The sequence below is a fragment of the Priestia sp. FSL W8-0524 genome (genome assembly GCF_038005965.1).
Taxonomy (GTDB): Bacteria; Bacillota; Bacilli; order Bacillales; family Bacillaceae_H; genus Priestia; species Priestia zanthoxyli.
In genome coordinates this window covers 3,712,127-3,723,139 of sequence record NZ_JBBOUG010000001.1, presented here as the reverse complement: position 1 = coordinate 3,723,139, position 11,013 = coordinate 3,712,127, and the positions used below count along the sequence as shown (strand labels likewise).

10 protein-coding genes are annotated in these 11,013 nt (G+C 39.3%); 8 read left to right on the top strand and 2 right to left on the bottom strand.

Annotated features, from left to right (window positions below; all coding sequences use genetic code 11):
- Window positions 1-2 precede the first annotated feature (2 nt).
- Entirely contained in the window at window positions 3-1,172 is a 1,170-nt protein-coding gene (locus NST66_RS19545) for an MFS transporter (RefSeq protein ID WP_340843653.1), read from the top strand.
- Window positions 1,173-1,287: 115 nt separating this feature from the next.
- Here the strand turns inward: NST66_RS19545 and NST66_RS19540 are convergent, their stop codons facing one another.
- Window positions 1,288-2,517: an IS110 family transposase gene (locus NST66_RS19540; protein ID WP_050691787.1), complete on the bottom strand. Its 1,230-nt coding sequence runs from the start codon at window positions 2,515-2,517 to the stop codon at window positions 1,288-1,290.
- Window positions 2,518-2,898: 381 nt separating this feature from the next.
- On the opposite strand from NST66_RS19540, the gene NST66_RS19535 reads away from it, so the two are divergent.
- From NST66_RS19535 to NST66_RS19520, 4 genes are all read left to right on the top strand, one after another.
- Window positions 2,899-4,704, top strand: coding sequence for an IucA/IucC family protein (locus NST66_RS19535; protein WP_033579849.1), 1,806 nt, complete (start codon window positions 2,899-2,901; stop codon window positions 4,702-4,704).
- 285 nt (window positions 4,705-4,989) lie between these two features.
- Window positions 4,990-5,892 (top strand): formyltetrahydrofolate deformylase, encoded by a 903-nt coding sequence (purU, locus tag NST66_RS19530; RefSeq protein ID WP_028415133.1) that lies wholly within the window; start codon window positions 4,990-4,992, stop codon window positions 5,890-5,892.
- A gap of 268 nt (window positions 5,893-6,160) precedes the next feature.
- Entirely contained in the window at window positions 6,161-6,955 is a 795-nt protein-coding gene (locus NST66_RS19525; protein WP_013058746.1) for a thymidylate synthase, read from the top strand.
- On the top strand, window positions 6,952-7,437 hold the full coding sequence (locus NST66_RS19520) for a dihydrofolate reductase (RefSeq protein ID WP_155007688.1): 486 nt from the start codon (window positions 6,952-6,954) through the stop codon (window positions 7,435-7,437). Before NST66_RS19525 ends, NST66_RS19520 begins: the two co-directional genes overlap by 4 nt.
- A 294-nt stretch (window positions 7,438-7,731) precedes the next feature.
- Here the strand turns inward: NST66_RS19520 and NST66_RS19515 are convergent, their stop codons facing one another.
- Window positions 7,732-7,950, bottom strand: a complete 219-nt coding sequence (locus NST66_RS19515; RefSeq protein ID WP_155007689.1) for a hypothetical protein — start codon at window positions 7,948-7,950, stop codon at window positions 7,732-7,734.
- A 231-nt stretch (window positions 7,951-8,181) separates the two neighbouring features.
- On the opposite strand from NST66_RS19515, the gene ilvA reads away from it, so the two are divergent.
- From ilvA to NST66_RS19500, 3 genes are all read left to right on the top strand, one after another.
- Window positions 8,182-9,453 carry a threonine ammonia-lyase IlvA gene (ilvA, locus tag NST66_RS19510; protein WP_013084697.1) on the top strand — a complete coding sequence of 424 codons (1,272 nt, stop codon included), beginning with the start codon at window positions 8,182-8,184 and terminating at the stop codon, window positions 9,451-9,453.
- A gap of 161 nt (window positions 9,454-9,614) precedes the next feature.
- Entirely contained in the window at window positions 9,615-9,866 is a 252-nt protein-coding gene (locus NST66_RS19505; protein WP_013058743.1) for a YpmP family protein, read from the top strand.
- A gap of 169 nt (window positions 9,867-10,035) precedes the next feature.
- Complete coding sequence (locus NST66_RS19500; RefSeq protein ID WP_028415129.1) at window positions 10,036-10,878, top strand: DegV family protein; 843 nt, start codon at window positions 10,036-10,038, stop codon at window positions 10,876-10,878.
- Window positions 10,879-11,013 lie beyond the last annotated feature (135 nt).

The following is an 11,013-nucleotide window of genomic DNA, read 5'->3' as shown; positions in this document are numbered from 1 at the left end:
AAATGATTTCCGCGCGTTTTGTTTTTATCTGCTTGTTTATGACCATGACGTCAGAAGTATTATTATCACCATTTTATCCACAGTATTTTACACATGCATTTCATGTAGATGGAGTGGCGATGACGTCTTTTTTCATTATTTGCTGCCGGATTGTGGTCATTGTTATGACACCTTTATGGGGAATGCTGTTTAAGAAATGGAACGTAAAATATGTAGTTGTAACGTCACTTTTAATGACGGCCTTAATTAAAGTCATTTTGAGCGAAGTTTCTACTTTTTATGAATTTTTAGCTACTTCCTTAGTGCTGCTCCTATTTCAAAGCAGTTTATATCTTTTGTACCCCTATTTAGTAGGCCACATGAAAAAAGGACAGAAAAAGGCAAGTGCTGCAACAACGTATGTATTTATTGTTCATACGGCTATTATTGTCGCTAGCTTGTTTGGAAGTACGGTTATTGCATGGGAAATGCCGCTTAACGTATATCAATACTTTGCTTTAATTGATATGGTACTGGCCGTATGGCTCTTAACAAGAAAAGCATTACCTTTAAAAGCAGAAAAAACGCCATCCATTCAAAGCATAAACGAGCCCATCTTTTTTTATTTGCTGGCGATTTTCTTTTTTTACCTTGGGCACAATGTCATTCGCCCTTATTTTACATTGTTTACACATGAAACATATGGCATGAGCAGTCAAGGCAGCGCTTTGCTGTATGCGATGCCGAGTATTATGGCGATTGTCTTAAAGCTTACGGTACCTACCAAACTATTGAACGGCAACGTTATACCGCTTTTTTATGGCATAACGGGTGCTAGTGTTTTGGTGCTGTGTTTGCAGGCATATGCTAATCATCTCAGCGTGTTTATTATCAGCCGAATTTTATATGGAGCCGGGTTTTATCTCAGCATGGTTATACTGGATATCTATTTATTTCGAAAAAGTAAAGAAGCGGCTGCTTACTATTACAGCTGGCTTATTGCTGTTCAAAATATCGCTCTGCTGATTGCACCGATTTTAGCATTAGAAATCAGCAAAGTGGATTTGGCATTTCCTTTAGTAGCGGGAGCAGCTGCTTTGCTAGCTGCTAGCGCTGTAATGCCGCTGCGTAATAAAACAATCCCTATTCTAAGACAAGTAAAGACCTGCGGTAGTATGTCAACTGAAAAATGAAAGAACGTAAAGTTATCAAAGGGCAATTTACTTAAAAAAAGCATCACGAAACTAGACCAGTAACGAATGTTATTTACTGGAAAATATTTGAAAGGTAGCGATGACAAGTTTTATGTCATATTTTCACGCCCCTTTCTGGCGTAAAGAGTTGGTGACTGCGTAGTAGCGCATCCACCAATCGCACGAGTTTTCTTGCGGTTAGAACGAGTGCACGTTTGTGTTGATGTTTTGGTACTTCACTGTACTTTTTCACGTAGTAATCCCGGTAATCTGGAACTTGCTTTCGTACGGAGTTGGCGGCTTCAACTAAGTAATATCGCAAGTAGTGGTTACCGTTACGTGATAGGGACGTGTCTTCGGCAGTAAAGCGCCCAGACTGATGCTTTCGCCAGTATAGACCTGCGTATTTTGCTACTTTAGCTTCATCATCAAACCGGTCTATTTGGCCAATTTCAGCTATGATACCCGCAGCGAATACGGGACCAATTCCAGGGATGGATTCAAGCGTGTGTGTCAATCCAGCCATCAGTTTTTTGATCGCTTTGTCAATTTCTTTTATCTGCTTTTGGAAGGTGCGAATGACCTCGATCGAGGTCCCAAGTATCACATCCATGGAATCTTCCACTACCTTGTCCAAGCGATACGAAGATCGCACGGCTTTCTGAATGGAGGTTGCCACACATTTCGGGTCACCAAATCGGTTTTTCCCTTTCTCTTGAAGGAATGCTGCTAGTTCCTCCAGTGGTAGGTGGGCTAGTTCTTCCAAGCTGTATTTCTCTAAGAAAAGCTCCATCATTGCGTTACCGAAGACCGAGGAGTCTACTTCTTGAGAGAAAGTATTACACTTATAGCTTAGGTGTTGAAGAAAATGCTGCTTTTCTTTTGTCATCATACGAATGAGTTGGTAACGGGACCGAGTCAGTTGTTGTAAGGCCACGTATTGGCTTTCTTTGACCACTGACATCTGGTTACGTCCAAAACGTAAGTAATCCGCAATGATAAAGGCATCGATTTCATCTGTTTTGTTCATGTCCGAATAGCTTTTCTTAAAATTAGCTATTTGTTTAGGGTTCATGACAAACACCTTGGCACCGAAGACTTTTAAGTCTTCATCATGATGGAGAAACATCGACGGGTGAAAACTATAGACCGATGTAGATTCTAAGCCAATCTTTAAGACGTCAACTTCTTGATCGCCTATGCAGTCCAATAAACGCTCTTTAAGCAACGTCGCGCCTGGTAAGTCATTGGTGACGGTAAAGGCATTCAGCTTTTCTCCTTCACCATTTAAAATGCATACTTTCATATCAAACGAACTTACATCTAAACCAACAAATAATCTCACGGGAGAGACCTCCTTTCGATTTAGAATCACTTGGCATTTCCTTGGACGTCTCGAGATATCTCTAGTGTGTACGCCGACCAACAACCTCGTGTATCAGAGCTTCCCCTGCATTCGAAAGCCGCCATAGAGCTACTACCCTCTAGGTTCGAATGACAGGCTGCTCAGCCTGCGAGTAGGGAGTCCCGCGCGTTCACTGAGAAACAGTCTTACATTGTGGTTAATCCACAGGAGAAAGAAGAATTGTCCCAAATGATCCTATGATCATTATCTAGAAATATCTTGAGACGTCCAAGTAATATGTTATTTAGTTTATTAATTAATATGGAAACAGATCTTAGCTCCTAAATAGGGCTTAAATATAATATACGAGGAGAATGAAGGATGAAAATCAAAGAAACGAATCTTTCTGTATTTAATAAGCAATCATGGGAAAAAGCAAATCGACAGCTTTTAGCTAAAATGCTGCAGGAATTCATGTATGAACATATTATTGAGCCGAAACAACTGCAAAAACAGGGTGCGATTGCTATGTATCAATGGGAAGACCATCGGGGCGTTACGTATACATATCAAGCGAAACAGCGAATGTTTGATAGTTTTTCTGTACTGCCAGAAAGTATTAAACTAACATCTCAAACGTCAAACCCCACATTTTCAGAAGCACTGCAGCTGTTAATTAGCTTATCTGAAGACAAAGGAATGTCTAGCTCAACTGCAGGCCACTTAGCAAAAGAATATTTTCATACATTAGTAGCAGATTTGCATTTGCAAAATCGAAAATCAGCTGATGAATTAGCAGATATGGATTATGCAGAGCTAGAAGGTGAAATGACGGGGCATCCTTGGATTACGTATAATAAAGGGCGCATAGGGTTTGGTTATGATGACTATCTTCGGTTTGCGCCCGAGCAAAAACAAGAAATTCAGCTTTCATGGATTGCTGTAGAGAAGCAAATTGCTTCATTTCATTCGTTGGATACCCTTGGTTTTGATGATGTCATGAAGAAGGAGTTAAGCGCTGAGACGCTAGCTGAATTTGAAAAAGAGTTAACAAGCCAAAGTCTTTTACCTGCGGACTATTATTATATTCCTGTCCATGAATGGCAGTGGCTGAACGTAATTGTTCCTTTATTCGCTGAATACATTGCAAATAATTTAATTGTTCCTTTAGGAGAAGGGCAGGATCAATACTTGCCTCAGCAGTCGATTCGTACATTTGTGAATACAACAAATCGAGATAAGTATCACGTAAAGCTTCCAATGAGTATATTAAATACGCTTGTGTACAGAGGCCTTCCAAGTGAGAGGACGGTCATTGCTCCTCAAGTCACTCAGCATATAAAAGGTATAAGAGATCGTGATACGTTTTTAAAAGATACGTGCAAAGTAGGACTTTTAGGAGAAGTGGCTACGTTAAACGTCACTCAGCCGACGTTCGCTTCTATTAAAAATGCGCCTTATCAGTATCTAGAGATGCTTGGAGTCGTTTGGCGTGAAAGCATTTATCAAGAGCTAGAAGAAGGAGAGCATGCGATTACGCTAGCTGCGCTATTACATGTTGACGGTCAAGGGAAGGCTTTAGTTTCGTCATATATTGAAAAGTCAGGCTTAACTCCTAACGAGTGGATTAATGCGCTAACCAGCGCTGTGTTGCCGCCACTACTTCATTACTTGTATCAATACGGCACTGTATTTTCCCCGCACGGTCAAAATACGGTACTGGTTCTTAAAAACAACAAGCCGGTTCGAATTATTATGAAAGATTTTGTAGACGACGTGAATATTAGCGATCAGCCGTTTGAAGAATTGCAGCAGCTATCTTTTGAATTAAAAGAAGTGCTGCGCAGCGAAGAGCCGGAAGGATTGACGCAGTTTATTTTAACAGGGTTATTTGTTTGTCACTTCCGCTATTTAGCAAGCATCTTAGAAGAGCATGAAGGTGTAGAAGAAGAGGACTTTTGGAAAAGTGTACGAGCAGAAATCTTGCATTATCAAGCATCATTTCCACATTTGAAAAAACGATTTGAATTATTTGATTTGTTGCGTCCAACGATTACGAAGTTAACGTTAAATCGAAATCGAATGTTTGACTACGGATACGAAGATGACGGAGATCGTCCTCACGCAAGTGAATATGGTACGGTGAGAAATGCTTTGCATGAAGTGAGTGAAAAAGCCGTGCAATAATAAGGAAAAGCCGCTGGTGTTGTACTAGCGGCTTTTTTATGGTTAATTCTAAAGCAGGAAGCTAAGGGGATGAGCGGCAGCACTTTAGGAAACACTCATTTTATGTATGTGTAGAACGTAAAGATCAGTGAATGAACGATTTGATGGAGTAGATGGTAGAACAACAAATACGAAAGCCGAAGCAAACGTTTCGGCTTTCTTTTGTCAAAGCCTTATTTCAATGTCGCATCGCTACAAGGATAATGGTACAATTGTCTGTATATTTAAAAAAAGAGAGGGAATTACATGAAATCGCATATTCAAAAACATTTAACTTCATATAAAGAGAAATATAAAAACCGAGGTCGGCTGCTAATTAGCTGTCCGGACAAACCGGGTATTGTAGCCGCTGTGTCTACGTTTTTACATGAGCACGGTGCAAATATTGTAGAATCAAGTCAACATTCAACAAACCATGAAGGCGGCATGTTTTTTATCCGTTTCGAATTTGAATGTGAGGATTTATTAGCTAAAGAAGTAAAGCTAGAAGAAAGCTTCAAAAAGATTGCCGATACATTTTCGATGAACTGGCAGTTTACATATGCTCATAATTTGAAAAAAACAGCTATTTTTGTGTCAAAAGAGCCTCACTGTCTGCTAGAGCTGCTGTGGGCGTGGGAAAGCGGAGACTTGATGACAGACATCGCTGTCGTTGTAAGCAATCACGAAGATGCGCGCGAAGTAGTTGAATCGTTTGGCATTCCATTTAAGCATATACCAGCGACAAAAGACATTCGTCAAGAAGCAGAAGCAAAACAGCTTCAAGTATTAAAAGATTATGATATTGATGTAATTATTTTAGCGCGTTATATGCAAATTTTAACGCCGACCTTTGTGGCTGAAAATCCGTATCGCATTATTAATATTCACCATTCATTCTTACCGGCATTCATTGGAGCACGTCCATATGAACGTGCATATCAACGAGGCGTAAAATTAATTGGTGCTACGTCTCACTATGTAACGGACGACTTGGATGAAGGACCAATTATTGAACAAGATATTGAACGCGTGAATCACCGTGATGATGCGGATGACTTAAAGAAAAAAGGCCGCTTAATTGAACGTACGGTGCTTGCACGCGCTGTGAAATGGCACTTAGAAGACCGCATTTTAGTGCATGAAAACCGCACAATTGTATTTAATTAACAAAGACTAAGCTGTTAAAAAGTAGTTTAGCCGAAGGAAGATCCGAACGATGAATCGAGATTCTTGAGAGAGAATGAAATTCGTTCGGATTTTTTTATGGTCATGGTAAACGTAGGTTTCATTAGGTCTCATTCTCGTTTTTTTTTCGGGGAAATCGCGTACCTACATGATAAAGAACTTTTCTATATGAGCTGAGATTTAGTTGTTTACTTAGCCCGTGAACACTTATACAATAGAAAAGGACTTTTTAATAAAGGAAGTGTCGGAAGTGAAACAATATCTTGAACTTTGCGAGCATGTGTTAGCAAATGGAACAAAAAAAGAAGATCGGACAGGAACAGGTACAATTAGCACATTTGGCTATCAAATGCGTTTTAATTTACAAGAAGGTTTCCCGGTATTAACGACAAAAAAACTTCATTTGAAATCAATTATTCATGAACTGCTTTGGTTTTTACAAGGAGATACAAACGTTAAGTATTTACAAGATAACGGCGTGCGCATTTGGAATGAATGGGCGGATGAAAACGGCGAGCTTGGCCCTGTATATGGTCATCAGTGGCGTTCATGGCCAACGCCGGACGGCGAAAAAATTGATCAAATTACAAATGTTATTAATCAAATCAAAAACAATCCTGATTCGCGCCGCTTAATGGTAAGCGCCTGGAATGTATCTGATGTAGACAATATGGCTTTGCCGCCTTGTCACTGCTTATTTCAGTTTTATGTAGCGGACGGCAAATTGTCTTGTCAATTGTATCAGCGCTCAGCTGATATTTTCCTAGGCGTACCGTTTAATATAGCTTCATATGCGCTGCTTACAATGATGGTGGCACAAGTGTGTGATTTAGAGCCAGGTGATTTTGTTCATACGTTTGGTGATGCGCATATCTACAGCAATCACATCGAACAAGTAAACCTGCAGTTGACGCGCGAGCCTCATGCATTACCAAAAATGAAAATCAATCCAGACGTAAAATCAATTTTTGACTTTAAATTTGAAGACTTTGAATTAGTAGATTATAATGCGCATCCTCACATTAAAGGAGCTGTGAGCGTATGATTTCCCTCATTGTCGCAATGGATCAAAATAGGCTGATCGGTAAAGAGAATGATTTGCCATGGCGTCTTCCGGAAGATTTAAAGTATTTCAAGCGCATCACAACGAGTCATACGATTGTAATGGGAAGAAAAACATTTGAATCAATTGGACGACCGCTCCCTAATCGCGAAAATGTGGTTCTTACGCGTCAAAAAGATTATCAGCAAGAAGGAGCAACCGTTATTCATTCAGTTGAGGAACTAGAAGCATTAGATGCTGAAAAAGAAGACGAGCTCTTTGTGATTGGTGGAGCTACTCTGTATAAGCAAACATTAGACGTTGCAAACCGACTTTATATTACGCATATTGAAGAATCTTTTGACGGCGATACACATTTTCCTGCGATTGATTTGAGCGAATGGAAAGTTATTTCGAAGCAGCAAGGAATTAAAGATGAAAAAAATCCCTACACGTATTATTTTACCGTATACGAGCGAAGCTGATTTCCCTTATTAAAAAAATGCGAGTCTGGGACAAAAGTATGGTAGTTGAAGAAAGATCCGAACGATTCATCGTTCGGATCTTTCTTTGTGATGGTGAACGTAGGTTTCATGTCTGTAGGTGCTTTTAGCAGTTGATTGGAGGGCAAGGCGAAGACTCAGGCGGGAGCGGAAGCAATGAGGAGGCTCACCGCCCGCGGAAAGCGAAGTCTTGCACGGAAATCAACTGCGGTGTAAAAACCGATTCATATTAGACGTCTTTAGGTGGGGGCTATTTCGTTATGTCTCAATCTCTTTTTATATTGATTTTAATTGCTTCATCATTTCGTGAAAAGCGGCTGTGCTAACAAACTGTTCAGCGCTCCAGTTTGCTTCAATCCATTGAATCAGCTCGCTTGGTGTATTAAAAACTTCTCCGCTTGTATCTGCTTTGCGAAGCATATATCTACCGTTTTCTTCATCTGCCGTTACTTCGCATGGAATGGCACTTTCATAACTTTGAAGTGAAAACTCCATTTATTCCACAACCTTTCTTAATTTATACCTGTTATAGCATCAGCTGCATGTAGAAAGTATGGGCAATTTTGTAAGTCTATTTAGCGTTTGCTAAACATATGTAAAGTATGTGGACAGTAAAATAGTTGGAAAAGTTTTTTTAGTCATTATTAATGAAAAATAATGATTTTTCTAAATTTTATGTGATATAATGTACAAATTAATAATGGTAGAAGAGGAAGGAAGTTGGTTATGAAACAACAAGTAGATAATCGAACAAAACACGTACATTTAGAGGACATCATGATTGCAAATCAATTGATTAAAGATGTTGTTGTGCATACACCACTACAGCGTAATGACGTTTTGTCTGAACGATATGAATGTAATATCTATTTAAAACGTGAGGATTTACAGGTGGTGCGCTCATTTAAAATCCGCGGTGCGTACAATCGAATCAAAAAGTTATCCCCAGAAGAATTAGAAAATGGAATTGCCTGTGCAAGTGCAGGAAACCACGCACAAGGTGTAGCATATGCGTGCCGTCATTTAAATATCGATGGTAAAATCTTTATGCCGAGCACAACGCCACGCCAAAAAATTAATCAAGTGAAATTTCTAGGCAAAGATAACGTAAAGGTCGTACTAATCGGAGATACGTTTGATGATTCTTATGAACAAGCTATTGCATGCAGTGAAGAGGAGCATCGAACATTTATTCATCCATTTAATGATGTAGACGTTATTGCAGGACAGGGTACAGTAGCCGTTGAAATGTTCAATGACTGTGAAGATGAAATTGACTACGTATTTGCGGGTATCGGCGGGGGCGGATTAATTTCCGGTGTCGGCACATACGTAAAAAGCATCTCGCCTCAAACAGCTGTGATTGGGGTAGAACCAGCAGGCGCGCCTGGTATGCAGACATCTTTAGCAAATGGAAATGTAGTGACGCTACCGGCAATCGATCCATTTGTAGACGGAGCGGCTGTTAAAACAGTTGGAACGCTTCCGTATGACATCAGTAAAGAGCTTGTGGACGATATTGTAGTTGTTCCTGAAGGCAAGGTTTGCACAACCATTTTATCTCTATACAATGAAAATGCGATTGTAGCAGAACCAGCAGGAGCTCTTTCGATTGCTGCTCTTGACTCATACCGTGAGCAAATTAAAGGAAAAACGGTTGTTTGCGTCATCAGCGGAGGCAACAATGACATTGGACGTATGCAAGAAATCAAAGAACGTTCGATGATTTATGAAGGATTACAGCATTATTTTATCGTTAACTTCCCTCAGCGCGCAGGAGCTCTTCGTGAATTTTTAGACGAAGTGCTTGGACCGACAGACGATATTTCGCGCTTTGAGTATACGAAAAAGAATAACAAAGACAGCGGGCCTGCACTTGTGGGAATCGAGCTTAAGCATAAAGAAGATTATTATCCACTAATTAATCGTATGGATAAAAAAGGATTTCCTTACACAGAAATTAATAAAGAAAGCAACTTGTTTCACTTGTTTATTTAAATAGAAGGTCGTTTTAAAAAGGAATGCTTCATCAACTGTCGAATAAGTTGATGAAGCATTTTTATTTTAAAAAATATTTGTGTTTTCTTTTTATTTTATCAAGACAGAAAGTACCTCAAGCATTATAATAAAATAAACGGGTAAAAAGAGGGTTGATCGCCTTGCTATTAAAAAGCCTTGAATTTAAACATGTCAGTGGTCAAAAAGTAAAAATTACTGAAATTCCAGTTTTAGAGGAAAATAGCACGTTTCGGTTCATGTTATCTGCAAAACTTGATTTATTTATTAGACAAATCACGAACGAATCAGTTCCGAAGCAAACCTACTCGTTTCAAGAATATTTAAAACGCGTGCTGAAATGGAAAGATTACGAACAGCTCTTTAAGTCTCATGTATTAAAGCATAATGCATAAACGTAAAAGTTGACTTTTCTGAATATTTCAGCAGAGTCAACTTTTTTTGTTGATCTAAAAGGTTGAACATGCATTTTACGAATTAGCAAAACTTGCATTCTATTATAACTATATTGTTGTAAGCGTTCATGTTATACTAGTTTGCAATGCATCTTGTAGGGGTGAACACATGTCGAAAATTAAAGTGGTAACGGATTCAACAATTGATTTAACGTTGGAAGAAGCTGAAAAATACGGTATTGAGATGATACCTTTATGTATTAATATTGATAATGAAACATATTTGGATCGCGTGGAATTAACGCCGACAGATTTTATTGAAAAAATGAAAAATTCAAAAGAATTACCAAAAAGCTCTCAGCCGGCTATTGGTTCTTTTGTTGAAGTATATGAACGATTAGTGAGTGAAGGGTATGACGTCATTTCCATTCATATGACTGGAGGAATGAGCGGAACCGTTCGAGCAGCTGAAAGCGCGGCTCAAATGGTGGAAGGAAATATCACCGTTGTCGATTCTATGTACATTACAAAAGCTCTTTCGTTTCAAGTCTTTGAAGCGGTGAAAATGATTGAAGAGGGGCATACGGTAGAAGAAATTGTCGCGCGCTTGGAAGAGGTGCGTCAAAATACGAATCTTTTTGTCGTAGTCGATACGCTTGAAAATTTGGTTAAAGGTGGACGTATTGGACGTGGAAAAGGGCTAATCGGTTCTCTTTTAAATATTAAGCCAATTGCTTCCCTAGCTGACGGAGTATACACTCCTGTTGCTAAAGTGCGCAGTCATTCTCAAATTGTTAAGTTTTTAACGAAGCAGTTCGAAGAGCATACAGAAGGAAAAAGTATTAAAGGAGTAGGGCTTGTACATGCAGATGGACTTGGGCTCGCTTCTAAGCTAAAAGAATCAATCGTGAAGGCAAGAGGCTATACGCAATTTTCGATTGAAGATACGACGCCTATTATCTCGACGCATACGGGTATTGGTGCAATTGGTTTTATGTATTTTGCTGAATAAAGTGAGTTGCTTTTTGCAAGTCACTTTTTTGGCTTTCTCTTTTTTGGAAAAAGGAGAAAGAGAAGTGGACGAACGTGTGATATAATAGAATCAACTTTCTACCAGCGAATGCTGTGCTGGTTACTATTCTTTTGA

Excerpts from the sequence above, each read along its gene's own strand:
- NST66_RS19520 (WP_155007688.1), top strand. The coding sequence starts at position 6,952 with ATGATTTCCCTCATTGTCGCAATGGATCAAAATAGGCTGATCGGTAAA.
- NST66_RS19500 (WP_028415129.1), top strand. The coding sequence starts at position 10,036 with ATGTCGAAAATTAAAGTGGTAACGGATTCAACAATTGATTTAACGTTG.
- purU (WP_028415133.1), top strand. The coding sequence starts at position 4,990 with ATGAAATCGCATATTCAAAAACATTTAACTTCATATAAAGAGAAATAT.
- NST66_RS19545 (WP_340843653.1), top strand. The coding sequence starts at position 3 with ATGATTTCCGCGCGTTTTGTTTTTATCTGCTTGTTTATGACCATGACG.
- NST66_RS19535 (WP_033579849.1), top strand. The coding sequence starts at position 2,899 with ATGAAAATCAAAGAAACGAATCTTTCTGTATTTAATAAGCAATCATGG.
- ilvA (WP_013084697.1), top strand. The coding sequence starts at position 8,182 with ATGAAACAACAAGTAGATAATCGAACAAAACACGTACATTTAGAGGAC.
- NST66_RS19515 (WP_155007689.1), bottom strand. The coding sequence starts at position 7,950 with ATGGAGTTTTCACTTCAAAGTTATGAAAGTGCCATTCCATGCGAAGTA.